Source organism: Mesorhizobium sp. ESP6-5 (assembly GCF_020164695.1).
Classification (GTDB): Bacteria; Pseudomonadota; Alphaproteobacteria; order Rhizobiales; family Rhizobiaceae; genus Mesorhizobium; species Mesorhizobium australicum.
On the sequence record NZ_JAIUGR010000011.1, the window covers coordinates 123,832 to 149,253 of the forward strand.

30 protein-coding genes and 1 pseudogene are annotated in these 25,422 nt (G+C 62.8%); 22 read left to right on the forward strand and 9 right to left on the reverse strand.

Annotation, left to right across the window (positions count from 1 at the left end; genetic code table 11):
• Positions 1-48 precede the first annotated feature (48 nt).
• The 6 genes from uvrB (at position 49) to LB524_RS19360 (ending at position 7,007) form a co-directional block, all read left to right on the forward strand.
• Complete coding sequence (gene uvrB, locus LB524_RS19335) at positions 49-3,213, forward strand: excinuclease ABC subunit UvrB (protein ID WP_140721741.1); 3,165 nt, start codon at positions 49-51, stop codon at positions 3,211-3,213.
• A gap of 131 nt (positions 3,214-3,344) precedes the next feature.
• Entirely contained in the window at positions 3,345-4,250 is a 906-nt protein-coding gene (locus tag LB524_RS19340; RefSeq protein WP_224529386.1) for a DMT family transporter, read from the forward strand.
• Between the two features lie 247 nt (positions 4,251-4,497).
• Positions 4,498-6,024, forward strand: a complete 1,527-nt coding sequence (locus LB524_RS19345; protein WP_224529389.1) for an ABC-F family ATP-binding cassette domain-containing protein — start codon at positions 4,498-4,500, stop codon at positions 6,022-6,024.
• A gap of 78 nt (positions 6,025-6,102) precedes the next feature.
• Entirely contained in the window at positions 6,103-6,381 is a 279-nt protein-coding gene (locus LB524_RS19350; RefSeq protein ID WP_015316119.1) for a type II toxin-antitoxin system RelE/ParE family toxin, read from the forward strand.
• Positions 6,382-6,408: 27 nt separating this feature from the next.
• Entirely contained in the window at positions 6,409-6,717 is a 309-nt protein-coding gene (locus tag LB524_RS19355) for a HigA family addiction module antitoxin (RefSeq protein ID WP_015316118.1), read from the forward strand.
• Positions 6,718-6,749: 32 nt separating this feature from the next.
• Positions 6,750-7,007 carry a hypothetical protein gene (locus LB524_RS19360; RefSeq protein ID WP_015316117.1) on the forward strand — a complete coding sequence of 86 codons (258 nt, stop codon included), beginning with the start codon at positions 6,750-6,752 and terminating at the stop codon, positions 7,005-7,007.
• Positions 7,008-7,035: 28 nt separating this feature from the next.
• Here the strand turns inward: LB524_RS19360 and LB524_RS19365 are convergent, their stop codons facing one another.
• A complete protein-coding gene (locus tag LB524_RS19365; RefSeq protein WP_140875424.1) occupies positions 7,036-7,650 on the reverse strand; it encodes a glutathione S-transferase in 615 nt (204 codons plus the stop codon).
• 221 nt (positions 7,651-7,871) lie between these two features.
• Between LB524_RS19365 and LB524_RS19370 the strand changes: the two genes are divergently transcribed.
• Positions 7,872-8,288 carry a VOC family protein gene (locus tag LB524_RS19370; RefSeq protein ID WP_140823225.1) on the forward strand — a complete coding sequence of 139 codons (417 nt, stop codon included), beginning with the start codon at positions 7,872-7,874 and terminating at the stop codon, positions 8,286-8,288.
• Between the two features lie 99 nt (positions 8,289-8,387).
• Positions 8,388-8,741 carry a DUF1428 domain-containing protein gene (locus tag LB524_RS19375; protein WP_140617709.1) on the forward strand — a complete coding sequence of 118 codons (354 nt, stop codon included), beginning with the start codon at positions 8,388-8,390 and terminating at the stop codon, positions 8,739-8,741.
• Between the two features lie 46 nt (positions 8,742-8,787).
• Here LB524_RS19375 and LB524_RS19380 read toward each other — a convergent pair whose 3' ends face one another.
• On the reverse strand, positions 8,788-10,422 hold the full coding sequence (locus LB524_RS19380) for a tetratricopeptide repeat-containing sulfotransferase family protein (RefSeq protein WP_411909926.1): 1,635 nt from the start codon (positions 10,420-10,422) through the stop codon (positions 8,788-8,790).
• A 213-nt stretch (positions 10,423-10,635) separates the two neighbouring features.
• On the opposite strand from LB524_RS19380, the gene LB524_RS19385 reads away from it, so the two are divergent.
• The 4 genes from LB524_RS19385 to LB524_RS19400 all read left to right on the forward strand — a co-directional run bounded on the left by LB524_RS19385 (position 10,636) and on the right by LB524_RS19400 (position 12,323).
• Positions 10,636-10,875: a hypothetical protein gene (locus tag LB524_RS19385; RefSeq protein ID WP_181172906.1), complete on the forward strand. Its 240-nt coding sequence runs from the start codon at positions 10,636-10,638 to the stop codon at positions 10,873-10,875.
• Positions 10,876-11,111: 236 nt separating this feature from the next.
• Positions 11,112-11,381, forward strand: coding sequence for a hypothetical protein (locus LB524_RS19390; RefSeq protein WP_224529394.1), 270 nt, complete (start codon positions 11,112-11,114; stop codon positions 11,379-11,381).
• Positions 11,378-11,626, forward strand: a complete 249-nt coding sequence (locus LB524_RS19395; RefSeq protein ID WP_015316110.1) for a hypothetical protein — start codon at positions 11,378-11,380, stop codon at positions 11,624-11,626. Before LB524_RS19390 ends, LB524_RS19395 begins: the two co-directional genes overlap by 4 nt.
• 79 nt (positions 11,627-11,705) lie before the next feature.
• Complete coding sequence (locus LB524_RS19400; RefSeq protein WP_140823223.1) at positions 11,706-12,323, forward strand: flavodoxin family protein; 618 nt, start codon at positions 11,706-11,708, stop codon at positions 12,321-12,323.
• A gap of 33 nt (positions 12,324-12,356) precedes the next feature.
• On the opposite strand, the gene LB524_RS19405 is transcribed toward LB524_RS19400, so the two are convergent.
• Entirely contained in the window at positions 12,357-12,767 is a 411-nt protein-coding gene (locus tag LB524_RS19405; protein ID WP_015316108.1) for a Kazal-type serine protease inhibitor domain-containing protein, read from the reverse strand.
• Positions 12,768-13,351: 584 nt separating this feature from the next.
• On the opposite strand from LB524_RS19405, the gene LB524_RS19410 reads away from it, so the two are divergent.
• The 3 genes from LB524_RS19410 (at position 13,352) to LB524_RS19420 (ending at position 14,715) form a co-directional block, all read left to right on the forward strand.
• Positions 13,352-13,564, forward strand: coding sequence for a cold-shock protein (locus LB524_RS19410; protein ID WP_006202520.1), 213 nt, complete (start codon positions 13,352-13,354; stop codon positions 13,562-13,564).
• A gap of 318 nt (positions 13,565-13,882) precedes the next feature.
• The gene (locus LB524_RS19415; RefSeq protein WP_008877668.1) at positions 13,883-14,095 is read left to right on the forward strand and encodes a cold-shock protein; all 213 of its coding nucleotides are present in this window, start codon (positions 13,883-13,885) and stop codon (positions 14,093-14,095) included.
• A gap of 185 nt (positions 14,096-14,280) precedes the next feature.
• On the forward strand, positions 14,281-14,715 hold the full coding sequence (locus LB524_RS19420) for a BA14K family protein (protein ID WP_015316107.1): 435 nt from the start codon (positions 14,281-14,283) through the stop codon (positions 14,713-14,715).
• Positions 14,716-14,809: 94 nt separating this feature from the next.
• Here LB524_RS19420 and LB524_RS19425 read toward each other — a convergent pair whose 3' ends face one another.
• The 3 genes from LB524_RS19425 to LB524_RS19435 form a co-directional block, all read right to left on the reverse strand.
• Positions 14,810-15,448, reverse strand: a complete 639-nt coding sequence (locus tag LB524_RS19425) for an MBL fold metallo-hydrolase (RefSeq protein WP_015316106.1) — start codon at positions 15,446-15,448, stop codon at positions 14,810-14,812.
• Between the two features lie 136 nt (positions 15,449-15,584).
• On the reverse strand, positions 15,585-15,902 hold the full coding sequence (locus tag LB524_RS19430; RefSeq protein ID WP_015316105.1) for a hypothetical protein: 318 nt from the start codon (positions 15,900-15,902) through the stop codon (positions 15,585-15,587).
• Positions 15,903-16,047: 145 nt separating this feature from the next.
• The gene (locus LB524_RS19435) at positions 16,048-16,941 is read right to left on the reverse strand and encodes a branched-chain amino acid aminotransferase (protein WP_140617704.1); all 894 of its coding nucleotides are present in this window, start codon (positions 16,939-16,941) and stop codon (positions 16,048-16,050) included.
• Positions 16,942-17,200: 259 nt separating this feature from the next.
• Here LB524_RS19435 and LB524_RS19440 point away from each other — a divergent pair, with 259 nt between their 5' ends.
• From LB524_RS19440 to LB524_RS19455, 4 genes and pseudogenes are all read left to right on the forward strand, one after another.
• A complete protein-coding gene (locus LB524_RS19440) occupies positions 17,201-17,734 on the forward strand; it encodes a MarR family winged helix-turn-helix transcriptional regulator (RefSeq protein ID WP_015316103.1) in 534 nt (177 codons plus the stop codon).
• Complete coding sequence (locus LB524_RS19445; RefSeq protein ID WP_023770265.1) at positions 17,721-18,440, forward strand: response regulator; 720 nt, start codon at positions 17,721-17,723, stop codon at positions 18,438-18,440. Before LB524_RS19440 ends, LB524_RS19445 begins: the two co-directional genes overlap by 14 nt.
• A 146-nt stretch (positions 18,441-18,586) precedes the next feature.
• Positions 18,587-20,002: an ATP-binding protein gene (locus LB524_RS19450; RefSeq protein ID WP_015316101.1), complete on the forward strand. Its 1,416-nt coding sequence runs from the start codon at positions 18,587-18,589 to the stop codon at positions 20,000-20,002.
• A gap of 250 nt (positions 20,003-20,252) precedes the next feature.
• Positions 20,253-21,274: pseudogene (locus tag LB524_RS19455) on the forward strand (glycosyltransferase family 4 protein).
• Between the two features lie 60 nt (positions 21,275-21,334).
• Here the strand turns inward: LB524_RS19455 and LB524_RS19460 are convergent.
• The 3 genes from LB524_RS19460 to LB524_RS19470 all read right to left on the reverse strand — a co-directional run bounded on the left by LB524_RS19460 (position 21,335) and on the right by LB524_RS19470 (position 22,832).
• Positions 21,335-21,694: a tRNA-binding protein gene (locus LB524_RS19460; protein ID WP_224529397.1), complete on the reverse strand. Its 360-nt coding sequence runs from the start codon at positions 21,692-21,694 to the stop codon at positions 21,335-21,337.
• A 15-nt stretch (positions 21,695-21,709) separates the two neighbouring features.
• On the reverse strand, positions 21,710-22,210 hold the full coding sequence (locus tag LB524_RS19465) for a YbjN domain-containing protein (protein ID WP_015316098.1): 501 nt from the start codon (positions 22,208-22,210) through the stop codon (positions 21,710-21,712).
• A gap of 319 nt (positions 22,211-22,529) precedes the next feature.
• Positions 22,530-22,832: an accessory factor UbiK family protein gene (locus LB524_RS19470; protein ID WP_015316097.1), complete on the reverse strand. Its 303-nt coding sequence runs from the start codon at positions 22,830-22,832 to the stop codon at positions 22,530-22,532.
• Positions 22,833-23,055: 223 nt separating this feature from the next.
• On the opposite strand from LB524_RS19470, the gene LB524_RS19475 reads away from it, so the two are divergent.
• The 3 genes from LB524_RS19475 to LB524_RS19485 all read left to right on the forward strand — a co-directional run bounded on the left by LB524_RS19475 (position 23,056) and on the right by LB524_RS19485 (position 25,389).
• Complete coding sequence (locus LB524_RS19475; protein ID WP_224529402.1) at positions 23,056-23,298, forward strand: BrnA antitoxin family protein; 243 nt, start codon at positions 23,056-23,058, stop codon at positions 23,296-23,298.
• A gap of 145 nt (positions 23,299-23,443) precedes the next feature.
• Positions 23,444-24,304 (forward strand): prolipoprotein diacylglyceryl transferase, encoded by an 861-nt coding sequence (gene lgt / locus LB524_RS19480; protein ID WP_224529405.1) that lies wholly within the window; start codon positions 23,444-23,446, stop codon positions 24,302-24,304.
• Positions 24,301-25,389, forward strand: a complete 1,089-nt coding sequence (locus tag LB524_RS19485) for a class I SAM-dependent methyltransferase (protein WP_224529409.1) — start codon at positions 24,301-24,303, stop codon at positions 25,387-25,389. Before lgt ends, LB524_RS19485 begins: the two co-directional genes overlap by 4 nt.
• Positions 25,390-25,422: the final 33 nt, after the last annotated feature.

Sequence of the window (25,422 nt, forward strand, 5' to 3'; positions counted from 1 at the left end):
CCTCATCGCGCTCTTTCCATTTTGGCCGAGAAATCCCATATTCGGGACATGGCCAAATCCCCCGATAAAAGAACGCCGCCGACGGCGAATGAGGACCGCGCCGCGCCTAAGCGGCGCAGCCCGCTGACCGATTTCCTCGACGCCTCGGAACCGCTGCACAAGGGCGGCTTCGCCGAGATGCCGCAGGCCGAATTGTCGGGCACGCCGCTGACCGGCTCGATCGCCGATTGGGCCGAGCAGATCGAGCAGGAGGCTGAACGGGAAGGACGCGCCGCGGGCAAAGGCGGCGGCGCCAAGTCGCCGAAGAAAATACCCGAGCGCTCCGCCGCGCCGGGCCGCACCGCGCGCGGCACCTCGATGGGCGGCGCCGCGTCGGCCCGCGAACGCACGGCGGCCGGCCTCAATCCGGTCGCCGGGCTCGACATCTCGCTGGAAGAAGCCGAGACGATGTCGTCCAGTGGCGTCACCGCCACGGTGGCCGCGCTCTCGGCGCTAATCGAATCCGGCAATCCGCTACACAAGGACGGCGTGCTGTGGACGCCGCACCGCCCTGCCCGGCCGGAAAAATCCGAAGGCGGCATCGCCATCAAGATGGTGTCGGATTTCGAGCCCGCCGGCGACCAGCCGACCGCCATCAAGGATCTGGTCGAGGGCGTCGACAACAACGACCGCACCCAGGTGCTGCTCGGCGTCACCGGCTCCGGAAAAACCTTCACCATGGCCAAGGTGATCGAGGAGACGCAGCGCCCCGCTCTGATCCTGGCGCCCAACAAGACGCTGGCCGCGCAGCTCTATTCCGAGTTCAAGAAATTCTTCCCCGACAACGCGGTGGAGTATTTCGTCTCCTATTACGATTATTACCAGCCGGAAGCCTACGTTCCGCGCACCGACACCTTCATCGAGAAGGAATCCTCGATCAACGAGCAGATCGACCGCATGCGCCATTCGGCGACGCGTTCGCTGCTCGAGCGCGACGACGTCATCATCGTCGCCTCCGTATCCTGCATCTACGGTATCGGTTCGGTCGAGACCTACACGGCGATGACCTTCCAGATGCAGATCGGCGACCGGCTCGACCAGCGCGCTCTGCTCGCCGACCTCGTTGCCCAGCAGTACAAGCGCCAGGACATCAATTTCGTGCGCGGCTCGTTCCGCGTGCGCGGCGACACGATCGAGATCTTCCCGGCCCACCTTGAGGACCGCGCCTGGCGCATCTCGATGTTCGGCGACGAGATCGAGGCGATCACCGAGTTCGACCCGCTGACCGGCCAGAAGACCGGCGAGTTGAAGAGCGTCAAGATCTACGCCAACTCGCACTATGTGACGCCGCGCCCGACGCTCAACCAGGCGATCAAGTCGATCAAGGAAGAGCTCAAGCACCGGCTGGTGGAACTCGAGCGCGCCGGCCGCCTGCTCGAGGCGCAGCGGCTGGAGCAGCGCTGCCGCTTCGACCTCGAAATGCTGGAAGCCACCGGCTCCTGCGCCGGCATCGAGAACTATTCGCGCTACCTCACCGGCCGCCAGCCGGGCGATCCGCCGCCGACGCTGTTCGAGTACATTCCAGACAATGCGCTGGTCTTCATCGACGAGAGCCACGTCACCGTGCCGCAGATCGGCGGCATGTATCGCGGCGACTTCAGGCGCAAGGCGACGCTGGCCGAATATGGCTTCCGCCTGCCCTCCTGCATGGACAACCGACCGCTGCGCTTCGAGGAATGGGACGCAATGCGGCCGCTCTCGGTTGCCGTTTCGGCGACACCGGGCGGCTGGGAGATGGAACAGGCCGGCGGCGTCTTCGCCGAACAGGTTATCCGCCCGACCGGCCTGATCGATCCGCCGGTCGAGGTGCGCCCGGCCAAGAGCCAGGTCGACGACGTCGTCGGTGAGATCCGCGACACCACCAAGGCGGGATATCGCACACTGGTGACGGTGCTGACCAAGCGCATGGCGGAGGACCTGACCGAATACCTGCACGAGCAGGGCGTGCGCGTGCGTTACATGCACTCCGACATCGACACGCTGGAGCGCATCGAGATCCTGCGCGACCTGCGCCTCGGCGCCTTCGACGTGCTGGTCGGCATCAACCTTTTGCGCGAAGGCCTCGATATTCCCGAATGCGGCTTCGTCGCCATTCTCGACGCTGACAAGGAAGGTTTCCTGCGTTCGGAAACCTCGCTGATCCAGACCATCGGCCGTGCCGCCCGCAACGTCGACGGCAAGGTCATCCTCTACGCGGACCAAGTCACCGGTTCGATGGAGCGGGCGATGGCCGAGACCAACCGGCGCCGCGAGAAGCAGATGGAGTGGAACGCCGCCAACGGCATCACGCCGGAATCGGTCAAGTCGCGCATCTCCGATATTCTGGACTCGGTCTACGAGAAGGACCATGTTCGCGCCGACATCTCGCAGTTCACCGACAGCGCCGGCGCCATGATGGGCAACAATTTCAAGGCCCATCTCGACGCGCTGGACAAGCAGATGCGCGACGCCGCCGCCAATCTCGACTTCGAAAAGGCGGCCCGCATCCGCGACGAGATCAAGCGGCTGCACGAGATGGAATTGTCGATCTCCGACGATCCGCTGGCGCGCGAGGTGGAAGGCCAAAGTCCGGCCTCTGGCCGCGAAAAGGGCAAGCACAACAAGGGCGTGGCCAAGCATCGGACATTGGAGGAACAGGAACGGTTCCGCAAGCTCGATCAGGCACGCGCCGCCGAAGAGGCAGCCAAGGCCGCCAGGCCGAACCTCTTCCGCAAGCCCGATCTCGACGAGATGGGCGCCGACGGCGCCGTGCCGGTGAAGAAGCCACTGTTCGCCAAGCCGTCACTGGACGACATGGGGCCTGGCACCGACATGCCGACGCCGTCAGGCGCGGTGTCGCGGTCGCTGTTCAAGAAGCAGTCGGCGGAAGAAGCGCATGGCTCCGACTTCGGCATCCCCGGCGATGCGACCAAGCCGCTGTTCAAGAAGAACTCGCTCGACGAGATGACGGTGCGCCGCACCGAAAAACCGGTAGAAGGAAAAGTGCCGGCGAAGCCACAGCCAATCTCCCCCGTGGAGGAGATGTCCGGCAGGACAGAGAGGGGCGCGAAGGATCGCGGCGATGCCGACAAGCCTATCGTCCGTCAACGCTCCGGCATCGGCTCCTACGAGGACCAAGGCGACGCCCGCCGCGAAAAGCGCCGGCCGGGGAAGACGGGCAGGCCCGGACGGTAGCAATTCTTCGCGCCCCCGCTGTCCCTCCAACATAGATCAGCTCTTCCTGCCACCTTGCCAGTGGTGGGACGAACCTATACGGGCCTTTCAATTCTGCTCTTCCGCTCCGAAAACCATCAGCCAACTCCCCCATGAAACCCAGAGACATCGCCGCCTACGTCTTCCTGGCTGTCACCTGGGGACTGTCGTTCCTGGTGCTGCTCAAGGTGGTGCATGCCTTTGGCTGGGTCGGCGCGGTCACCTTGCGGGCGCTGATCGCCGGCATCACGCTCTTTCTGCTTGCCGCCGCGACGCGGCGACGGCTGGATTTCAGCGCCGGCTGGCGGCATTTCGCCACGGTCGGCGCGACGACGGTGGCGGCGCAGCTGATCGGCCTGTCCTATGCCACGCCGCGCATCGGCACGGCGATGGCGGCCATCCTGGTTGCCGCCATCCCGCTGTTCTCGATGATCATCGGCCAGCTCTGGGGGCTTGAGCGCATCGCTGTTCGCGGCCTGGCCGGACTGCTGCTCGGCGCTGCCGGCATCATCGTCCTGGTCGGTTTCCCCGCCGTTCCGGTCACCGCATCCTTTGCGATCGGCTGTGCCGCCTCGCTGTTCAGTTCCTTCTCGGCGGCATTCGGCAGCAACTACGCCAATCGCCATTTGCGCTCGGCCGGCTCGCTGGAACTCACCAGCGCCGCCTTCCTGTTCGGCGGCCTGATGACGCTGCCGCTGCTGCTCGCCGTGCCGGTGCCAGCCATGCCGCGACCTGTCGATTTCCTCTACCTGGCCATACTGGCCTGCGTGATGAGCGCATTGACCTATGTCGTGTATTTCCGGCTGGTGGCCAGCATCGGAGCGACCAGGACCATCAGCGTCGAATTCGCCGTCACCACGATCGCGGTGCTGGCCGGAACGATTGTGCTCGGCGAGTCGCTGACCCTGATCCAGGGCTTCGGCGCGGTGGCAATCATCGGCGGCTGCATACTGGTGCTGGACCCCTTCCCGCGCCGCTTGAAAGCGGCGGCCTTGCCATCAGCCTCGCCTTTGGTGTAGCCAGTCGTCACACTCGAACGTCTCGAAAGGAGGGCTCACGTGTTTACGTTCTATCGTCACCATCGTCAGCGTGGCCCGATTTGCGCCCTGCGAGCCAGCTTGCAGGGCTGACCAGGGACGGTCCGGGTTTTCTCCCGCTTCGATTTTTTGGTCTGCCCTTCGTGGTGTGCAACGCCTGGCCTGATGGCCGGCACGCGCACCGTCAAAGTGCATGAGCCGGCATTCCGGCAAGACCAGAGAAATCAAAATGGCCCTGATCAGCCTCAAATCCCTCGGCGTCACCATGAGTGCGCCGCTCTTTTCCAATCTCGACCTCAGCATCGGCAACGGCGACCGGCTCGGCATCGTCGCCGCCAACGGCCGCGGCAAGTCGACCTTGCTCAAATGCCTGACCGGCGAACTGGAACCGACGACAGGCGACATCACCCGCACGCGCGGTCTGCGTGTCGGCCATGTCGAGCAGTCCGTTGCCCCTGCCCTGCTTGGCCGCACTTTTTACGAGGTTGTGGCTGAGGCGTTACCGCCCGAACAGGCCGACAGCGAGATGTGGCGCGTCGATGTGGTTCTCGATTCGCTTGACGTGCCCGAGCCGATGCGCGGGCGAGAAATGCAGGCACTGAGCGGCGGCTGGCAGCGGCTGGCGCTGATCGCCCGCGTCTGGGTCACCGATCCCGACATGCTTTTGCTCGACGAGCCGACCAACCATCTCGACCTTGCCCGCATCAGCCAATTGGAAACCTGGCTCAACGCGCTGCCGCGCGAGGTGCCCGTCATCATCGCCAGCCATGACCGCGCCTTCCTAGACGCCACCACCAACCGGACGCTGTTCCTGCGCCCGGAACAGTCGCCGGTGTTCTCCCTCCCCTATTCCCGCGCCAGGGAGGCGCTGGACGAGGTTGACGCGTCGACCGAACGAAAGTTCCAGCGCGACATGAAGGTGGCGCAGCAATTGCGCCGGCAGGCGGCCAAGCTCAACAATATCGGCATCAATTCCGGCAGCGACCTGCTGACGGTCAAGACCAAGCAACTCAACCAGCGCGCGGAAAAATTGGAAGAGGCCGCCAATCCGGCGCATCGCGAGAAATCGGCGGGCGCGATTAAACTCGCCAATCGCGGCACCCACGCCAAGGTGCTGATCACGCTTGACGACGCGGCGGTCGAAACGCCCGACGGCACGCTGCTGTTCAGGACCGGCAAGCGCCACATCTGCCAGGGCGACCGCATCGTGCTGCTCGGCCGCAACGGCGTCGGCAAGTCGCGCTTCGTCACCATGATCCGCAACGCCATCCTCGAGCCGGACACGGTGCGGAATGTGAAGGTGACGCCGTCCACCGTGCTCGGCTACAGCGACCAGGCGCTGTCGGGCATCAGCGGCGACGACACGCCGCTGGCGATGGTCTCGCGCCGTTACGATGTCGGCGAACAGCGCGCCCGCTCGCTGCTTGCCGGCGCCGGCGTGGTCATCGAGATGCAGGAGAAAAAGATCGGTGTTCTGTCGGGCGGCCAGAAGGCACGGCTGATGATGCTGGCGCTCAGGCTCGCCAATCCCAATTTCTATCTGCTCGACGAGCCCACCAACCATCTCGACATAGACGGCCAGGAAGCGCTGGAGGAAGAGTTGCTGAAGCACCAGGCAAGCTGTCTGCTCGCCTCGCACGACCGCTCCTTCATCCGCGCCATCGGCAACCGCTTCTGGCTGATCGAGAAGCGGAAGCTGACCGAAGTCGAGGATCCGGAAAGCTTCTTCCGCGAGGTGGCTGAGGGAACCGGCTGAGCGGCGGGAGATCGGCATGCCTGTAAATTATCTGCTTACAGGCTCTTGATTTGTGTAAGCGATCTGTTTACATATGTCATGATCAAATCGTTCAAGAACAAGGCGCTGTCCGACCTTTTTCAAACCGGAAAAACCGGCAAGATCGATGCCAAGATGCACAAGCGCATCCTTGTTCGGCTTGACCGCCTGGAAGCATCGGAAAAGCCGGAGGAGATGAACCTTCCCGGCTTCGACTTCCATTCGCTGAAAGGCCTCGATCCCATCCGCTACACGGTCCACGTCAATGGTCCGTGGTGCATTACATTTGAATTCGACGGTAACGACGCCGCCCGCGTCGATTTCGAGCAATATCACTGAGGCGGCCAGATTGGAGAAGTTCGACGTATGACCGTGCACGAGCCGACGCGTCCGATCGAGCGTTGCCCCTCCCACCCGGGAGCGCTGCTTGAGGACATTATCCCGGCAACTGGAAAGACCAAGGTGGAGATTGCAAATCTGCTCGGGATATCCCGGCAGCAGCTCTATGACATTATCCGCGAAAGGAAGCCGGTTTCGCCGGCGGTGGCCGCTCGCCTTGGGAAGCTGTTCGGCGACGGCGCCGCGATCTGGCTTCGGATGCAGGCGGCTTTCGATGCCTGGCACGCCGAGCGTGAGGTCGATGTTTCGGCTATTCCCACGCTCAAGGTCGCATAGGGTCTCCTCGGCGACGCCTGAACGAGATGTAAATGCTGACAAAAAATTTTCCGGGCAATCTGTCGGATCGCCCGTTGCGGCCCCGTCCTTGGGATGCCGACACGATGATGCCGGCGCCAAACCAGGGAGAATTCGTCATGTCCGTCCTGTCATCCATCGGCCGCATCGCAACCCGGTATGCCGCGGCGCGCGCCCGTCACCGCAGCGAACGCATCCTGCTGTCGCTGCCTGCCGCGCTGCGCAAGGATATCGGCTTTCCGGAAATCCTCGACACGCGGAACAACCGTTGACGCTCGCCGCCTCTCAGGCGAGCGCGAATCAATCATGTGTATCGCCCGAAAGCGGCGTCGCACGCATCGACGCACGCCTTTCGAAAGCCTCGAACCAGCGCGTCAGCCGCGCCCGCGAACCAAACGACGGAAGATGACGGAACGCCATCCAGGACAGCGTGGTGGCTAGCGCAATATGTCCAACATGGAGCGGCGCCTCGTCGTCAAGGGCGCCCTCGGCCCAGTCGTAGGTCGCCTCGATCTTCTGCCGATATCCTTCGGCAAGAGCATCATAGCGCAGCTGTTCGGGTCTCCTTTCCGTCTCCCAGCGCAAGGCGATGCCCGTCTGCGCAAGGCCTTGGGCGGCCGATTGCAGCCGCAACGCCTGCCAGCGTGCCTCGCCGACCTGCGGCAGCAACTTCCGGCCATCATGCAGCGTATCGAGATAGGCGCAGATGACGTCGGAATCGAAGATCGCCGGCGCACCCGGACGCAGCAGCACCGGCACTTGGCCTAGCGGGTTTTCGGCGTGGACACTGGCGTTGTGCAAGGTCGGGCTGGTTTCGTGATGAATGACCTGGAGCTGATCGGCGACGCCTGCCTCATGCGCGAAGACCAGCGCCTTGCGCGCGAAAGGTGAGTGGGTCTGATAATAGAGGATCATTGTCGTCTCCGGGCTGAGTAGGCGGCGCGCAATCCAACTCTTTTAGCTTGGGAGCCGAGAGAATTGCGCTCTGATTGGAAGCCGCCGACGCAAGTTCGTTGCACGCCTTCCCAACCCATCGGTTGTCGCCCGGCCAAAAATTTTCGGCGTCCTGTAGGATTGCCGTCATCTCATCCGTCCTATGGTCCGCAAGGCCAAACCAACGTGAAGAGGAACATGCAATGACCGACCAGACCCCACCCCGGCCAAAAGTGCTTGGCGGATTGACCCCCTATATTCAGGTCGACGGTGCCATCAAGGCGGCCGAGTTCTACAAGAAGGCTTTCGGGGCCGAGGAAGTCTTTGCCTACCCGGCGGACGAAAAAGGCCGCACCATGCATATCCATCTCTATATCAACGGCTCGACACTGATGCTGGGCGACGCCTATCCGGAACACGGCCATCCGCACCAGGCGGCCCAGGGCTATACGCTGCAGCTCCATCTCGGCAAGGATGACATCGACGCTTGGTGGAAGCGCGCCGTCGACGCCGGCTGCGAGGCCGTCACGCCGCTGCAGGTGATGTTCTGGGGCGACCGCTGGGGCCAGGTGAAGGATCCCTTCGGCGTCGCATGGGCAATGAACGCACCGACGGAATAGGCTTTAGCGAGCGCGCCCCCTCGCCGAGGGGATGCGCCCAATCGCGCCGGGTGTATCCCCGCCGACCCGGCGTTCGAATTCAGCAAAGAGGAGACCACCATGTCCTATGTTGATGGCTTCGTGCTTGCCGTGCCGAAGGCAAATCTCGATGACTATAAAAAGCTCGCCAACCTCGCAGGCCCCATATGGATGGAACATGGCGCGCTCGCCTATGTCGAATGCATCGGCGACGACGTGCCCTATGGCGAAATCACCTCGTTTCCGCGTGCCGTTCAGGCCAAGGATGATGAAATCGTCGTTTTCTCCTGGGCCGTATACAAATCCAGGCAGGATCGCGATGCGGTGATGGCCAAGGTGATGGCCGACCCTCGTCTGCAGCGCGATATGGCCACGATGCCGTTCGACGGCAAGCGCATGATCTTCGGCGGCTTCCAGCCCTTCATGGAACTTTGAGACAGCTCGACCGCCGTTCGCAGGCCGGCCTTACCGCGCTATCGGCCTATCCGAGCTTATCCAGCAGTGGTTTCAGCCTGTCGCCATAGCGCTTCCACAGATCGACCGAGCCCTGGTACATGGGCTGGCGCACCTGCGCGGCCGACGCCGTGCGCACCGGCCTGTCGGTCTCGTGGAACGACAGCACGGCATCGTCCCATGGCAGGCCGAGATAGTCGATCAGCGCCCGGCTCTGCCCATCCTGGTCGGCGACGAAATCCTCGTAGCGCACATCGTGCACGACGCCGGGCAGCACCTTGTGCCAATGCGCCATGATGTCGGTGTAGAGATTGTGGAAATCGGCGAGCTCACCGAGGTCATAGCCATAGCGGTGGCTGTCGCCGCGGAAATGCACCTTGTAGATCGACAGGCATGTTGCCGCCGCATCGCGGGCGCAATGGATGATCCTGGCCTTCGGCAGCATCATGTGGATGAAGCCGACAAGCAGGAAGTTGCCCGGCATCTTGTCGGTGACGTGGCGCATATGCGGATACCGGGCATGCAGCATGTCCAGATAGGCCTGCCCCGCCTCGGCGAAATCCCTATCGTCCGTGTCGGCCACCCCCCAGGGGAAGCCGCCCGGCATGTTCGACGGGAACTGCTTGCCGACCGCCGTCTTCAGGATGCTGAGCTCACCCGCGCCATAGACCTGGGGGTGACTGGCGATGATCTGTTCGACCAGCGTCGTACCCGAACGCGGCATGCCGACGACGAAGATCGGCGCGTCGTCGGCAATCGGGCTCGGTCTGTGCTTTTCGAAGAAGCCGGCATCGAACACCGTCTTCATTGCCTCGAATTCGGCGCGCGTCTTCACCGGGTCGTAGTCGATGCCCTTGCGGCGGATGGCATTGCCCTCGGCGAAATAGTCGAAGGCCCTGCCATAATCCTTGAGATCGTCATTGGCCTTGCCGAGGCCAAACGACAGCTGCATGCGTGCCAGGCTGTCCTGAGGCGCCTTGGCGTGCTGCGCCTCCATGCCAGTCATTTCGGCATCGCGCTCCTTCTGGCGCTTGACCTGCGTCAGCATCAGCCACGCGCGGGCCATGCCGGGCTGGATCGCCACCGCCTGCCGGAACAGGCCGGTCGCCTCGTCGAGCTTGCCCTTTTCCATCAGCCCGACGCCCAGTCCGTGCAGCAGGTCGGCATCCCTAGGCCGGATGGTCAGTGCCTCCTGGAAGACAGCCAGCGCCTCGTCGAGGCGTCCGGCTTCCTGCAGGGTTTCGGCAAGTCCGATACGGGCGCGCACGTGGAATGGATTGCGCTGCACCGTGCCGCGATAGATGTCCTCGGCCTCGTCGAACCGGCCGATCTGCTTCAGCGACGAGCCGAGATTGTCGCGCGCCGCGAGCTGCTCCGGCCGCAGGTCCACCGCGCCGCGAAAGAAATCGATCGCCGCCGCGACACGGCCCAGATCGCGCATCACCGTGCCGAGATTGTTGAGGAAGTCGGGATTGGTCGGCTGCAGCTGAACCGACTGTTCGAGGAAATCCATGCCTTCTTCGCTGCGCCCCGTCTGGTGCAGCAGCAACCCCAGGAAATGCGCCGCGGCCGCGTGTTTGGGCTGACGCGTCAGCACCTGGCGGTAGATCGCCTCGGCCTCCTGCCGGCGCCCGGCCTGGTGCAGTTGCAATGCCTGCTGCACATACTGGTCGAGGCCCAGCGGCGGCTGTCCTCCCCCGCCAGACTTGGCCGCGCCAGGCTTGGTCCCCGCACCCGCCGCTCTTCTCTGATCTCTGTTGATGGGACACCTACCGTGTTCGTGCGCCTGCCGCGATCTAGGCCATCGGCGTTACAGGTTCAAGGCTTTGCTTGATTCTGCGCCTCACGTCGCGGCGAAAGCGATCAAATCAGGCGATTGGTCTCTGCAACCTGCCTGGCCCGCCTCACAGTTCCATCGGTATCGGAGATCGTTCGCCTTGCCGCCTCGTCGCTTCTGATGGTCAGCCGCGCCGACTGGACGGCCATCGGCTTTCCGGCAGCGCCAATGGGGTACGTGGCGATTGACCTGACGATCGGATTGATCGCCATGCTCTTCCCTTTCGAAGTTCTGATTGAATCCATGGCTTTATCCCTTTTAGAAAAAATAAAAACATAGGCGCCGAGGAAAAACTCGGCACATCCCGAAGAAATTTTCGAAGATATCCGCAGACATAGCAGATTTATTCCAAAATTATATCCGTCTATTTTTCAAATGGAAGCAAGGAATTTCGTTATTACTCTTGAATAGAGCGCCGATTTCCGTTATATATCACATATGGTTTGGGCCAGAATTGGCATCTCGCGGCGTCAGAGGTTCTCGACCCGCCAATCTCATCCCAAAAGGCCAGGACAATGCCCGACCGCACCACCCGTTCCATCGCCCATTTCACCGCGCCATTCATGCTCGGTGGCCTGGAAGGACAACTGCCGGCCGGCGACTACGACATCGATCACGACGAGGAGTTGATCGAGGACATGTCGCGGCTTGCCTGGCGCCGCGTCGCCACCTTCATCCATCTGCCGGCAAAGGCGGTGAACAACCCGCTCACCAGCCAGCTCGTCGCCATCGACCACCTGGACCTCGAAACCGCGCTGGTGCGCGACCGGGAGAATGCAGCATGATCCGTTTTCAACAGAATGCGCGACCGCGCACCGACACCCCCTCGCATCTCTTCGCCATCGGCCAGACCGTGCGGATGAAAAGCCGGACCGGCTTGGTCAACAAGGCCGCGGAACTGTTCGAGATCAAGAGCAGGCTGCCGGTCAAGGACGGTTCCCCGCAATACCGCATCCGCAGCGACCAGGAGACCCACGAACGGGTCACCACGGAAGACAATCTCGAACTGGCCGACAATCCGGCCAGCTGAGCGGAGGCCAGCCGACACACCGCGCAACCGCAAACGCCTCGCGGCGTTGAGCCTGCACACCAGATGCAGGAGTTTTGCGATGTCCCTCACCGCCTTTGCCCTCAACTGTTCGCTGAAAGCATCCAGCGACAAGGAAAAATCGTCCACCGACAAGATCATCGCCGATCTGCTCGCGGCGCTCAAACCGCATGGCGTGGAAGGCGAGGTCGTGCGCACGCTTGATCATGACATCAAGCCTGGCGTGCTCTCCGACATGGGCAGGGGCGACGACTGGCCTGGCCTGCGCGAAAAGATCCTGGCCGCCGATATCTTTATTCTCGGCTTGCCGATCTGGTTGGGCCAGCCATCGAGCGTCGCCAAGCGCGTCATGGAGCGGATGGACGCCTTTCTCGAGGAGACCGACGACAAGGGCCGCATGCCGGCCGCCGGCAAGGTGGCCCTGGTGGCGATTGTCGGCAACGAGGACGGCGCGCATCATTGCCATGCGGAGTGCTTCCAGGCGCTGAACGATGTCGGCTTCACCATTCCCGCCAATGGCGGCGTCTACTGGGTCGGTGAAGCCATGCATGACGTCAATTACGTCGACCTGCCGAAAACCCCCGCCAAGGTTACCGAAGCCATCGAAATGGCGGCCTCAAACGCTGCTCATCTGGCCGGCCTGCTCAAGAGCAAAGCTTATGTTGGCGTGGACAAATAATGGCCTTCCCCTCATGCGGGAGACGGCAGAATCTCAGCACGGCCCCTCGCCGACGATGCGGTAGTCCGAGGCCCGCGCCTCGCAGGCGTTGGGGAAGGTGCGCATCTCTCCATGCCGGCGGGCGCACACCGGAGCATATTCGCGGGTGCAGAACGTCTTCTCGCCACCGCCATCACCGCCATCACCGCCGTGACAGGCGCCGTCACGCACGATGCGGTAACCCGCCCGATCGGCCAGACAGGCATTGGCGAAGGTCTGGCGATCTCCGCCGCGCCGGGCGCAGACCGGCTCGTATTGCTTGGTGCAGAATTGCGGTTCAGGGCGCGGCGGACGCGGTCGCGGCCCAGGTCCGTCATCGACGACGACCGTGCAGGCGGCAAGAATTGCCGACAGGAAAAGGACGGCAAAAACCTGCCGTGAAAAGATCGCCGCAAGAAACCTCATGATCGTCTCTCCCTCGATCCCCGTCCCGGTCCGTACCGCCCAAGACTGCGTGGCGGTTCGTTGATGATGATATCGATCAAAACAAGATTTGGATCAGTCACCCAATGGCGTGATCGTCGTCATTCCACCGCCAATTGCAACCCTTGTTTGCGGCTTCTGTAAGAGAACGACACCCGAACCGATGGGCCCCAGCCGCGTCCCCGGCAATCGTCGCTCCTGGCCCATCCATGACCGGTGCTGTGGGCCGATGACCCTTCCGCCAACGAAGCCTATTTGCGGCCGGTCGACGCTTTGATCGGTCGATTTTTGCGTCGGGATGCGCCAAGGGCGGCGGCCCGCGGCGCTATCTTGCAACCTTCACGTTTCCGTGCGATAAATTCTGTGTTCGGGCATTTGCGACCCGGAGAGCGGAACGTTTTGGACGACCTTTCCCCGATACTGTGAATCTCTGACGGCCCCGTTTTTCGGCGGGGGGTTTGACCATGCGCCAATGCATGACTGCCGAAAGCAACCACCAGGAACTGCCCTCGACGCCAGGTGGCGGGCAGGACCACCAAGACTGAACGGGTGAAGGAGTTTCCCCAATGGCCCAGACCGGCACCGTTAAATTCTTCAATGCGACCAAAGGCTTCGGTTTCATCACGCCCGACGGCGGCGCCAAGGACGTGTTCGTCCACATTTCAGCGATCGAGGCCTCGGGCCTGCGCACGCTCGTCGATGGCCAGAAGGTCACTTTCGACGTCGAGCCGGACCGCATGGGCAAGGGCCCGAAGGCGGTCAACCTGCGCGCAGCCTGAGCGATCGGCGCGCGCGCATCCCAGGCGGATGGGCGAACGAGGAGCTTGACCAGCACCTGGGCAGGCAGACGGGTTTTTGAAAGGCGCGGCGGTTTTCGGCGCGCCTTTTTCATGTCCGCCGCGCAGCGCAGACTCATCTCATCCGGAAGTTCATCCCGGGTCCGGGCCAATGACGCGCATCAAAACAAGCACTTAAAGCGACGTGCTTTAAGTGCCAGCAAAACTTTCTCTTGCCGATAGCGCTAAAATAAAGGACAAATTTGCATTCGGGCATTTGCCGGCCCGAGACTGGAGTTTATGGGATCAAAGGAGCTTCCCATGCCGCAGACCGGCACCGTCAAATTCTTCAACCATGCCAAGGGCTTCGGCTTCATCACACCGGATGATGGCGCGAAGGATGTCTTCGTCCATATTTCGGCCGTGCAGGCGTCGGGTCTCCCCGGTCTCGAAGATGGGCAGAAAGTGACATTCGACACCGAGCCGGACAAGCGCGGCAAGGGACCCAAGGCCGTCAACCTGTCGGTCGGCTGAGCCGGCTTCGGACCGGCTCCACAGTCAGGTCCGCGCCGAAAGGTGCGGTTTTGAGGCGGTGAAAGAATGCGTGCGGCCAAATTTTCGTTCAGCCCCCGTTCAGCCACGGTCCCATATTAGTCATTCGTAAAGCCGGACTGCATCCCCTGCAAGAAACTGCACGGTCCGGTACGAAGGAGACCAAGATGAACCGCATTTTCAAGACAGCCGTGCTGTCCGCAGCCGTGGTCGCCACCACGCTGGGGACCTTCTCGGCGGCCAATGCCGATGACTGGCGCCGTTGGCACCATCACGGCCATGGCCATGGCGATGCCGTGGCAGCCGGCGTTCTCGGCCTTGCCGCCGGCGCATTGATCGGTGGCGCATTGGCCAATGACCGGCCACCACCCGATTCCGACCGTTATTACGATGACGGTTACTACGATCGTGACGTGCGGGTGCGCCCTGCCCCGGTCCGCCGCTACTACGCGGAACCGCAGGTGGTCTATGCCGACCGTTACGCCGAACCGTGGACGCGCGGCTGGTACGAGTACTGCTCGGACCGCTACCGCACCTTCAATTCCCGTACCGGCACCTTCACCGGCAGCGACGGCGAACAGCATTTCTGCACCGCAAACTGAGGCTTCCCTGCCCCAAACAAAAAAGCGCTGACCCCGAGGCCAGCGCTTTTTTGTTGTCGGTTTGTTGGGCTTCCGGCAGCGGTCCTCATCTCATTCAGGTCAAAAACGGGTTGGTTCGCCGTTCCTCGCCAAAACGCCCGCCGGGGCCATGGCCGCAGATGAAGCCGATGTCGTCGCCGAGCGGCAACAGCTTGTTTTTGATCGAGGCGATGAGGGCCGCATGGTCGCCGCCGGGCAGGTCGGTGCGGCCGACCGAGCCGCGAAACAGAACATCGCCGACATGGGCGAATTTGGCGGCGCGGTTATAATAGACGACGTGGCCCGGTGCGTGGCCGGGACAATGCAGCACCTCGAACACATGGCCGCCGAACGACACCGTCTCGCCTTCGGCGAGGAACCGATCAGGCACGCAGTTTCGCACACCGCCGATGCCGTAGCGCCTGCCCTGGTTTTCCAGATTGTCGAGCAGCATCTTGTCGGCTTCATGCGGGCCGATGATCTCGACGCCGAGTGCTTCCTTCAGTTCCATGGCGCCGCCGGCATGATCGATATGACCGTGGGTGATCCAGATCGCCTCGGCCGCGATCGCGTTGTCCTTCAACGTTGCCAGCACCTTGTCGATGTCGCCGCCCGGATCCACGACGACGCCATGCTTGTCCTCCATGTCGAACAGGATGGTGCAGTTCTGCTGGAACGGTGTGACCGGCACGATGCCGGCATTGAGCTGACCCATGATCGTCCTTTCGCTGTGTCAGCGATCATGTAGAGGCATCGCTCAAAACCGTCCACAGCCGGAAGGCCAAACAGTGCGTCTCCAAAGGAATGGGCGGCCGAAGCCGCCCATTCTGCGAAGCCCGAGATCGGCAGGCTTATTTCTTCATGGCGCCCATGACCGCGCCGAGAATGCCGGTCAGGATCGCGCCACCGCCGGCGCCACCGACGATGTTCTGCAGGTTGAGCGCGCTGCCCAGGCCGCTGGTCGCCGCCGCGGCCGCGTCAGGACTGATCGCACCGCCGCCAAGCAGGCTGCCGAGGATCGCCGCGCCGCCGACACCGCCGATGGCTCCGCCCAGGATTTTGGGAAGCTGACCCATTGCCGCCGTCTTGATCGCCGCGCCGACCGCCTGACCACCAATGATGCCTGTGATGATCTGAATGATGATCGGAAGAAGCGTGTTCATGTCCATATGATTAGTCCCTCCATAGCTGCCAGCCTCCCGGGCCGACACCATCATGAGACGCCGAATTGGAGGAAAGTCAAATGCAGAAACGCTGAAATAAAAGGGGCGGCCCGAAAACCGCCCCTGCTTGCGCGAAAAGCTGTGACTATCGTTATTCTGCGGCGATAGCATGCTTGGGTTGAACGGCGATAGAATAGTCGTTCATGAGATTCTTGGCGATCTCGCCGACTTCGAATCGGTAAGGGCCGATCTCCGAAACCGGGGTTACTTCCGCTGCCGTTCCGGTCAGGAAGCACTGCTCGAACCCTTCCAGTTCTTCCGGCAGGATGGCGCGTTCGATGATCTCCAGGCCGCGATCCCTGGCGAGACCAATGACCGTGCGGCGGGTAATGCCGTCGAGGAAGCAATCGGGCTTGGGCGTGTGGATCTTGCCGTCCTTGACGAAGAAGATGTTGGCGCCCGTCGCTTCGGCGACCTGGCCCCGCCAGTCGAGCATCATGGCGTCGGCATAGCCCTTGGCCTCGGCGGCATGCTTGGACATGGTGCAGATCATGTAGAGGCCGGCGGCCTTCGACCGCGACGGCGCCGTGCGCGGATCGGGCCGGCGCCATTCCGCCACATCGAGACGGATGCCCTTCAGCTTCTGCGCCGGGTCGAAATAGCTCGGCCATTGCCAAATGGCGATGGCGACGTTGATGCGGTTGTTTTGCGCCGAAACACCCATCTGCTCGCTGCCGCGCCAGGCGATCGGCCTGACATAGGCGTCCTGGAAGCCCTGCTTCTTCAGGAGCGTGGTCGACGCGTCGTTGAGCTCGGCCACCGAATAGGGAATCTTGAAGCCGAGCAGGCGTGCCGATTCATGCAGGCGTTCCGTATGCTCGTTGAGCTTGAAGATCTCGCCGCCATAGGCGCGCTCACCCTCGAAGACCGCGCTGGCGTAATGCAGGCCGTGGGTCAGCACATGAATCTTGGCGTCCCCCCACGGGACGAACGCGCCATTCATCCAGATGAAGCCGTCCAGTTGATCGAAGGGAACGGATGCCATGGTAACCTCCCGCGGGTCGCGACCCGCATATCCTAGCGTCGTTGCGTGTTCTTTTGGCAGCGCCATGTGGTTGGAGACGCCGGCCGGTGTCTGGAAGCGTAAGCGGATAATCGCGCCCTGGCAAACTCAGGAAGTTCCGGAAAAACCGGCTTACCTCGCCTTTTCGTTCGCAATCCGCCCAAAAGCTTGTCAAAAATTACCATTGCAGGGAAATTACGTCAATAGTACTGACATAATCTCCTGTTCCCATGGAGAAATGATGACGGACAAAAGCCCAGCTGCCGGAAAACCGATCAGGACCGCGATCACCAGCGAGGACGGCATCGACTTCGCCATCATCGAACTCTTCTTCTTCGCCTATCGCGACTTCACTTCCGATCCCGATCAAATCCTGGCCGACTACGGCTTCGGCCGCGCCCACCACCGCGTGCTGCATTTCGTCAACCGCCGGCCGGGCCTGACCGTCGCCGAATTGCTCGACGTGCTGAAGATAACCAAGCAGAGCCTGGCGCGTGTGCTGAAGCAATTGATCGACACCGATCACGTCGTGCAGTTGCAGGGCCCGCGCGACCGTCGCCAGCGCGAACTCTATCCGACGGCCAAGGGCCGTGCGCTGGCGCTGGCGCTGGCGCGGCCACAGTCACGCCGCATCCGTGCTGCATTGGAAGATTCCGGCGCCACCGAACGGACCTTGGTGGAACGCTTCCTCGAAGCAATGGTCAATCCGGAACTGAGAGCTCAGATCGACGTTGGGTCCGCAAAAATGTCAGGGAAAAGCCATGGAGAGCACTGAGAGGGTCGACACCGCGGCCGCACCGGATGACGACGCACCACATCTGCTCGTGGTCGACGACGACACCCGCATTCGCAATCTTCTCAAGCAGTATCTGACCGAAAACGGCTTTCGCGTCACCGTCGCCGGCAATGCCGGCGAGGCCCGCCGCAAGCTCGCCGGCCTCGATTTCGACCTGCTCGTGCTCGACGTGATGATGCCGGGAGAAAGTGGCGTCGATCTCACCAAGGCGCTGCGCGCCGAGAAGAACGTGCCGATCCTGATGCTGACGGCCTTGTCGGAGACCGACAGCCGCATCTCGGGGCTCGAAGCCGGCGCCGACGACTACCTGCCAAAACCCTTCGACCCGCGCGAGCTGATCCTGCGCATCAACAACATCCTGCGCCGTGGCGGCCCGGCGGCGACGCCCAAGGTCGAGCAGCTGGTGTTCGGCCCCTACACCTTCCAGATCGCCAGGCGCGAACTGAAGCGCGGCGGCGAGGCGCTGAAGCTGACCGACCGCGAACAGGAGATCCTGGCGATCTTCGCCGCGCGCGCCGGCGAAACCATCCCCCGCCACGAACTCGTCGGCGACGATTCGGAAGTCGGCGAGCGCACCATCGACGTCCAGATCAACCGGCTGCGCCGCAAGATCGAGCGCGATCCGTCCAATCCGGTCTGGCTGCAGACCGTGCGCGGTATTGGGTATCGGCTCAGCGTGGAATAGAATGCCGGCGGCGGCCCAAGTGCATGGTCCCGAAAAGTGGGAACCGGTTTTCGGAAAAGATCATGCTCCAACAAAGAGTTGGATCAGGATGACGATTCAGCCAAACGTCATCCCGACCCAATACCGCCGACGGATGAAAAGAGCCAATGGCGACCACGGAACTGGAACAGCCGGACAATGACGGTTTGAGTGCACGCGCCACACGGTCGCTCAAGGCGGTGCCGCGCATCTGGAACCGGTTCTGGCGCCTGGTTTCGCTTTACATGCCCAAGCGCCTCTATGCGCGCTCGCTGATCATCGTCATCGCGCCGATGATCCTTTTGCAGTCGGTCGTCGCCTTCGATTTCATGGAACGCCACTGGGCAACCGTGACGCAACGCCTGTCGCAGGCCACCGTGCGCGACATCGCCGCCATCATCGACCTGATCGAGACCTACCCGCACGACGCCGACTACGCCAACATCATCCGCATCGCGCAGGATCGCATGCAGCTGAAGGTCGATCTCCTGCCGCCCGATCCGCTGCCGCCGCCCGGTCCAAAGCCGTTCTTCTCTATCCTCGACGATGTTCTCTCCGCCGAAATCACTCGGCAGATCAACCGCCCCTTCTGGATCGACACTGTCGGCAATTCCAACATCATCGAAGTGCGCGTCCAGCTCGAGAACAAGGTGCTGCGCGTCTTCGTGCGCCGCAGCCAGGCCTATGCCTCCAACACCCACATTTTCCTGATCTGGATGGTCGGCACCTCGCTGGTGCTCCTGATGATCGCCATCCCCTTCCTGCGCAACCAGATCCGGCCGATCCTGGCCCTTGCCGAGGCCGCCGAAAGCTTCGGCAAGGGCCGGCCGATGCCGCGCGATTTCCGCCCGCGCGGGGCCGAAGAGGTGCGCCGCGCCGGCTTTGCCTTCATCCAGATGCGCGAGCGCATCGAGCGCCAGATCGAGCAGCGCACGGCCATGCTGACCGGTGTCAGCCATGATCTCAGGACCATCCTCACCCGCTTCAAGCTGCAGCTGGCGCTGGCCGGCGGTAAGGCCGAGACCAAGGCGGCGCTCGACCAGGACATCGAGGACATGCAGTCGATGCTGGAAGGCTATCTCGCCTTTGCCAAGGGCGAGGCCTCGGAGGACCCGGGACGTTTCGATCTCGAAGCCTATTTCCAGAAGCTTGGCGAAGAAGCGAACTTGCGCAAATGCAGACTGTCGACGACGCTTTCCGGCGATCCGACCGTGCATGTCAGGCCGAACGCCTTCGCGCGGCTGCTGTCCAACGTCATCGGCAATGCCTTCCGCTATGCCCGCACCGTTGAGGTCACCGCCGACCACGGCCGCGGCTCGCTTCTGGTCACCGTCGACGATAATGGGCCAGGCATTCCGGCCGACAGGCGCGAAGACGTGTTCAAGCCCTTCGTGCGGCTCGACGAAGCCCGTAATCTCGACGCCAGCGGCACCGGGCTCGGTCTGTCGATCGCCCGCGACATCGCCCGCAGCCACGGCGGCGACATCACGCTCGACGACAGCCCGATGGGTGGCCTGCGCGCGGTGATCAAGGTTCCGGCCTGATCTCTATTTGGCATGATCTTGCCTGAAAGCCGCTTTCGACCTTTCGGGATCACGGTCTGCTTCATCCGCCCGTCATGAAACCATGGTCAAGAGCGCGCATGAAGCGCGCGACCGCACTTGATTCGTCCTTGCCGCCTCACTTCGACCCCGTACCCGTCAGGGTGCGCTGGAGCGAAGCGAGGGCGGCCGCATGGTCGCCGTTCCGGCATCGTTTCAAGGCAACCGCCGACCTCCGGAGCAAAGGGCCGCCATGCGCATAGTGATGGTCACCGACGCCTGGCGCCCGCAGGTCAACGGCGTCGTCCACACGCTGGAGCGGCTCACCGAGACCCTGAAATCCTTCGACGTCGCGGTCGAGTTCCTGACCCCGAACATCTTTCGCACCCTGCCCCTGCCGACCTACCCCGACATCCGCCTGGCGCTGACCACGCCCGGCCATGTCGCGCGCCTGATCGACGGCTACAAGGCCGACCACATTCACATCGTCACCGAGGGACCGCTGGGTATCATGGCGCGGCGCCATTGCCGCAATGCCGGCCGGCCGTTCACCACCAGCTACCACACCCGCTTTCCCGAATATCTCAGCGCCCGCCTGCCGGTGCCGGAGAGCTGGGCCTATCGCTGGCTGCGCGATTTCCACAATTCGGGCCAAGGCACGCTGGTCGCCACCCAGTCGCTCGCCGACGATCTCACGGCGCGCGGCTTCAACAAGCTGAGGCCCTGGACGCGTGGCGTCGACACCGAGCATTTCCGGCCCGACAAGCGCAAGGACCTCGGCTTCCCCGGACCGGTCTTCCTATGCGTCGGCCGCGTCGCCATCGAAAAGAACCTGTCGGCCTTTCTCGACCTAGACCTGCCCGGCAGCAAGGTGATCGTCGGTGAAGGGCCCGAGCTTGCCAAGCTGAAGGCGAAATATCCTAAGGCGCATTTCCTCGGCCATCGCCCCAATGACGAACTGGCCGAAATCTACGCCTCCGCCGACGTCTTCGTCTTTCCCAGCCGCACCGACACTTTCGGTAACGTCATCATCGAGGCGCTGGCCAGCGGCACGCCGGTCGCCGCCTACCCGGTGACCGGGCCGATCGACATCGTTGGTGATGGTGTCGGCGGTGCTGTTTCCACCGATTTGCGCGAGGCCGCGCTGGCCGCGCTCGACGTCAGCCGCGACCAGGCCCGCGAGCGCGCCATGCGCTACAGTTGGAAGGCCTGCGCGGAAATGTTTCTCGACGCGGTCGAGGAAGCACTGGGAAGACGCGCAAGCTGGCTGCCTGATCCGACAGGCCGGCGGGGACGCCAAGGAACGAGGCGGTATTCTGTTTGACCTCGGAAAGCCTAGAACAGCCTGCCGCCATCCGGCACCTTGCGTTCGATAGCGCCCAACACCACGGCGCCCTCTTCATCGGGAAAGCCGAGCGTCAGCACTTCCGACATGAACGGGCCGATCTGGCGCGGCGGGAAATTGACCACCGCGAACACCTGGCGGCCGATCAAGGTCTCGGGCGTATAATATTTGGTGATCTGCGCCGAGGACTTCTTCACTCCGATCTCGGGCCCAAAATCGATCTTCAGCTTGAAGGCCGGCTTGCGCGCCTCTGGAAACGGTTCGGCCTCGACGATCGTGCCGGCACGGATGTCGACACGATCGAAATCGGCGAAGCTGATTTCAGGCTTGCGCTCGTTGTTTGAACCCATGTCGAACGCTTCTGCTCAGGCGTTGCCGAAGGTCTCGAACAGCACGCCGGCCAGCGCGTCCTTGGCCGAGGTTCCCGACCAGACGACGAACTGGAAAGCCTGGAAATAGCATTCGCAGGCTTCCAGCGCCGAGGACAAAAGCACCTCGACCTGCTGGCTCGAGGGTTCGACCCCGCCGGCGAGCAGCAGCGACTGGCGGAACATGATCGCGCCTTCCTGCTCCCACAGGTCGAAATGGCCGAACAGCATCTGTTCGTTGATCAGCGACAACAGCCGCATCACTTCCAGCGTGCGGGCTTCCGGCACCTTGATGTCGAAGGCGCAGGCAAGGTGCAGCGCCTCGAAATCCTCCATCCACGAGAAGGAGACGTGATAGTCGGTCCAGCTGCCGGCAACCGAGATCGAGATTTCGTCATCGCCGGCCCGTTCGAAGGACCAGTCATTGTTGTGGGCCACCTGCTCGATCACATCCACCGGATGGATTTCGCGGGAAAATTCGAGTTCGAGAAGTTCCATGGAATGCTTCCTGTGTTCAGGGGGAGCGCCACACGCTCCGCGGGGCACACACGACGAACAATCTTGTCTAGAACTCGGACGGCCGGGACTTATCAACGCAAAGACCCCAGACCGAACCCCACCGCCCGGTTGCATGACCCTGCTCCGAATCATGCAACAAATTCAGTCTATTGATCGGGAGTCGCGTGAACAGCCTAATTTTTCGCACTGCGTCATTCGCATGTGGAAAGGTGCCTGTCACAAAGAGTCACGCAATGCCGGTAAGCGATTCACGGCAAAGCGATTTTCAGGCTGGTGCTTTGTGGAAAAGTTTAACGAATTATTTTTTCGGCTTGGGCTTCGCCGGCGCCGCAGGTGTGGCCTGACCGGTCAGCTCGGCGATCCTGGCCTCGAGCGTCTCGATGCGCGAGGCGAGCCTGCCGTTTTCTTCCCTCGCCTTGGCGGCCATCTCGCGCGCGGCCTCGAACTCCTCGCGCTGCACGACATCCATGGAGTTGAGGATGCGTTCCGCCTGGCCCTTGAAGGCCGTCTCCACCTCACGCCGCACACCTTGAGCGGCACCGGCCGCATCGGTCATCAGCTTGGCGAATTCATCGAGAATGCGGTTCGGTCCGGTCGACATGGCAAATCCTCGCTTGCTTGATTTGAATTAGTGAGGTGGCGCGAGGAATGCAAGAACGTTGGGGTCCGAGGCGGCCTCCGCGCTGCTATGGCGCACGGCCCGCATGATGGGCGCGGGTCCTGCAGGAGCCTCTCGAACGGCTCCGAAGCTGTACTTGATGGCGGCAACTCGCCTATTGTAAGGCCCTCGTCTCCCTTCACGCACGTTTCAATCAGGATCACCAATGGCAACGCCCCCGCGCAGACCGACAAATCCGGTGGAAGCCGCCGAAGCTGTTTTCAAGCCGGTCAAGAAACCGGCAGCGGCCCCGCCTCGCGAACCCTCCACCGCACCGAATGTCCGCGAGCTGGTCTCGATCAGGATCGACCGGGCCGTGCTCGATCATTTCCAGGAAGATGGTCCCGGCTGGCAGGACAGGATCAACGACGCCTTGCGCGAAGTGGTGGCCGCCAAGCCCAGGGGGTAAGCACGGCCACCCCGGCGACGGAGCTGGAAGCGAATCTGTTCCCGGACCCGAATCTGTTCCCGCAGCATTGACGCTCGTGACCTTGCCTTGACCCTGCCAAAACCCTGCCGCATGGTCCGCGCCGATCGCAACCGAGAGCTCCCCGTTGAACGAATATTTCCTGCTGCCGCTGGCTTCGCTGCCTTTTCCCAATATCAATCCGATCCTCGTCCAGATCGGGCCGCTGGCGGTGCACTGGTACGGCATCGGTTACATCGTCGGCATCCTGTTTGCCTGGTGGTATGCCAAGCGGCTCGCCGCCAATCCTAAACTCTGGCCCGACGGCGTCTTGCCGATGAAGCCTGAGGATCTCGACGATTTCATCGTCTGGGCGGCCATTGGCGTGGTTCTGGGCGGCCGCACCGGCTATGTCCTGTTCTACGACCTGGCGCGCTACATCGCCCATCCGCTCGACATCTTCGCTGTCTGGCAAGGCGGCATGTCCTTTCATGGCGGCCTGCTCGGGGTCATCCTCGCCATGACGCTGTTTTCCATAAAGCGCGGCATCCGCACCTGGTCGCTGTTCGATGTCGTGGCAGCTGGCGTGCCGGTCGGTCTCGGTCTCGTGCGCGTCGCCAACTTCATTAATTCCGAGCTCTGGGGGCGGCCCACCGATGTGCCCTGGGCGATCGAATTCCCCAATGGCGGTCCGTTCACCCGCCATCCGAGCCAGCTCTACGAGGCCTTGCTCGAAGGGCTGGTGCTGTTTGTCGTGCTGCGCATCCTTACCCATTCGCGCCTCAAGCTGAAGACACCGCGCTTTGTCGGCGGCGCCTTCATCTGCGGCTACGGCCTGTCACGAATTTTCGTGGAGTTCTTCCGCGAACCCGACCAGCAGCTCGGCTATCTCCTCGGCACCAACTGGCTGACCATGGGCATGATCCTGTCGACGCCGATGGTGCTGGCCGGCATCTGGGCGATGGCGACGGCCAAGCCGATGACGCAAGCGCAGCCGCAGGCGACATGACGCGGCTGAAGGCTCGTATCGTCGACCTGATCGAGGCGGTCGGTCCGATGCCCGTCAACGAATACATGGCGCTGTGCCTGTTCGATCCGCGCGATGGCTATTACACCACACGCGAGCCGTTCGGCGCGGCCGGCGATTTCATCACCGCACCGGAGATCAGCCAGATGTTCGGCGAACTCGTCGCCGTCTGGCTTTACCAGGCTTGGGCGGCGATCGGCCGGCCCATGCCGGTCACCGTCGCCGAGATCGGCCCCGGCCGCGGCACGCTGATGAAGGACATGCTGCGCACTCTGTCGCGGCTCGATCCGGCCTTGGCCAACGGCGCCGCCTTCGCCATGATCGAGACCAGTCCGCGCTTGGCCGAGATCCAGAAGCAGACGCTTGGAGCGACACCCTTCGCGATAGGCTGGCATGAAACGATCGAGACCCTGCCCCATCAACCGCTGTTGATCGTCGGCAACGAATTGTTCGATGCCGTGCCTATCCGCCAGTTCGTCCGTGCCGGCGCCGACTGGCGCGAGCGCATGGTCGGCCTGGACGACGCCGACAATCTTTGCTTCTTCGCCGGCGCCGGCTCGGTCGACCCGACGCTGCTGCCAAGGGATGCGGCCGACGCGCCGCAAGGCGCGATCGTCGAAATCGCGCCCGCCCGCACCTCCCTGATGGCGGCGATCGCTGAGCGCATCGCCGCTCATGGCGGCGCCGGGCTATTCCTCGACTACGGCCATATGCGGCCCGGTGTCGGCGACACGCTGCAGGCCTTGCGCCGGCACAATCACGAAGATGTGCTGGCCAATCCCGGTGAGGCAGACCTTACGTCCCATGTCGATTTCGCCGCTCTTGCAGCGATCGTGCGCGCGCATGGTCTCGATGCCCATCTGTCGACGCAGGGCAATTTCCTGCTCGGCATGGGCATTCTGGAGCGCGCCGGCCAGCTGGGCGCCGATGCCGGCCAGGCGGCACGCGACAACATATCGAATGCCGTCGAACGGCTCGCCGGGCCGCAAGCGATGGGCGAACTCTTCAAGGTCCTCGCCGTCGTTCCACGCGACGTCTCCGTCAGGCCCTTCGCAACGGCGGATTGACTTTTCGTCGCTACCCCTCCCAATCTCCCGTCC

Excerpts from the sequence above, each read along its gene's own strand:
- uvrB (WP_140721741.1), top strand. The coding sequence starts at position 49 with ATGGCCAAATCCCCCGATAAAAGAACGCCGCCGACGGCGAATGAGGAC.
- LB524_RS19340 (WP_224529386.1), top strand. The coding sequence starts at position 3,345 with ATGAAACCCAGAGACATCGCCGCCTACGTCTTCCTGGCTGTCACCTGG.
- LB524_RS19345 (WP_224529389.1), top strand. The coding sequence starts at position 4,498 with ATGGCCCTGATCAGCCTCAAATCCCTCGGCGTCACCATGAGTGCGCCG.
- LB524_RS19350 (WP_015316119.1), top strand. The coding sequence starts at position 6,103 with ATGATCAAATCGTTCAAGAACAAGGCGCTGTCCGACCTTTTTCAAACC.
- LB524_RS19355 (WP_015316118.1), top strand. The coding sequence starts at position 6,409 with ATGACCGTGCACGAGCCGACGCGTCCGATCGAGCGTTGCCCCTCCCAC.
- LB524_RS19360 (WP_015316117.1), top strand. The coding sequence starts at position 6,750 with ATGCTGACAAAAAATTTTCCGGGCAATCTGTCGGATCGCCCGTTGCGG.
- LB524_RS19365 (WP_140875424.1), bottom strand. The coding sequence starts at position 7,650 with ATGATCCTCTATTATCAGACCCACTCACCTTTCGCGCGCAAGGCGCTG.
- LB524_RS19370 (WP_140823225.1), top strand. The coding sequence starts at position 7,872 with ATGACCGACCAGACCCCACCCCGGCCAAAAGTGCTTGGCGGATTGACC.
- LB524_RS19375 (WP_140617709.1), top strand. The coding sequence starts at position 8,388 with ATGTCCTATGTTGATGGCTTCGTGCTTGCCGTGCCGAAGGCAAATCTC.
- LB524_RS19390 (WP_224529394.1), top strand. The coding sequence starts at position 11,112 with ATGCCCGACCGCACCACCCGTTCCATCGCCCATTTCACCGCGCCATTC.
- LB524_RS19395 (WP_015316110.1), top strand. The coding sequence starts at position 11,378 with ATGATCCGTTTTCAACAGAATGCGCGACCGCGCACCGACACCCCCTCG.
- LB524_RS19400 (WP_140823223.1), top strand. The coding sequence starts at position 11,706 with ATGTCCCTCACCGCCTTTGCCCTCAACTGTTCGCTGAAAGCATCCAGC.
- LB524_RS19405 (WP_015316108.1), bottom strand. The coding sequence starts at position 12,767 with ATGAGGTTTCTTGCGGCGATCTTTTCACGGCAGGTTTTTGCCGTCCTT.
- LB524_RS19410 (WP_006202520.1), top strand. The coding sequence starts at position 13,352 with ATGGCCCAGACCGGCACCGTTAAATTCTTCAATGCGACCAAAGGCTTC.
- LB524_RS19415 (WP_008877668.1), top strand. The coding sequence starts at position 13,883 with ATGCCGCAGACCGGCACCGTCAAATTCTTCAACCATGCCAAGGGCTTC.
- LB524_RS19420 (WP_015316107.1), top strand. The coding sequence starts at position 14,281 with ATGAACCGCATTTTCAAGACAGCCGTGCTGTCCGCAGCCGTGGTCGCC.
- LB524_RS19425 (WP_015316106.1), bottom strand. The coding sequence starts at position 15,448 with ATGGGTCAGCTCAATGCCGGCATCGTGCCGGTCACACCGTTCCAGCAG.
- LB524_RS19430 (WP_015316105.1), bottom strand. The coding sequence starts at position 15,902 with ATGGACATGAACACGCTTCTTCCGATCATCATTCAGATCATCACAGGC.
- LB524_RS19435 (WP_140617704.1), bottom strand. The coding sequence starts at position 16,941 with ATGGCATCCGTTCCCTTCGATCAACTGGACGGCTTCATCTGGATGAAT.
- LB524_RS19440 (WP_015316103.1), top strand. The coding sequence starts at position 17,201 with ATGACGGACAAAAGCCCAGCTGCCGGAAAACCGATCAGGACCGCGATC.
- LB524_RS19445 (WP_023770265.1), top strand. The coding sequence starts at position 17,721 with ATGGAGAGCACTGAGAGGGTCGACACCGCGGCCGCACCGGATGACGAC.
- LB524_RS19450 (WP_015316101.1), top strand. The coding sequence starts at position 18,587 with ATGGCGACCACGGAACTGGAACAGCCGGACAATGACGGTTTGAGTGCA.
- LB524_RS19460 (WP_224529397.1), bottom strand. The coding sequence starts at position 21,694 with ATGGGTTCAAACAACGAGCGCAAGCCTGAAATCAGCTTCGCCGATTTC.
- LB524_RS19465 (WP_015316098.1), bottom strand. The coding sequence starts at position 22,210 with ATGGAACTTCTCGAACTCGAATTTTCCCGCGAAATCCATCCGGTGGAT.
- LB524_RS19470 (WP_015316097.1), bottom strand. The coding sequence starts at position 22,832 with ATGTCGACCGGACCGAACCGCATTCTCGATGAATTCGCCAAGCTGATG.
- LB524_RS19475 (WP_224529402.1), top strand. The coding sequence starts at position 23,056 with ATGGCAACGCCCCCGCGCAGACCGACAAATCCGGTGGAAGCCGCCGAA.
- LB524_RS19485 (WP_224529409.1), top strand. The coding sequence starts at position 24,301 with ATGACGCGGCTGAAGGCTCGTATCGTCGACCTGATCGAGGCGGTCGGT.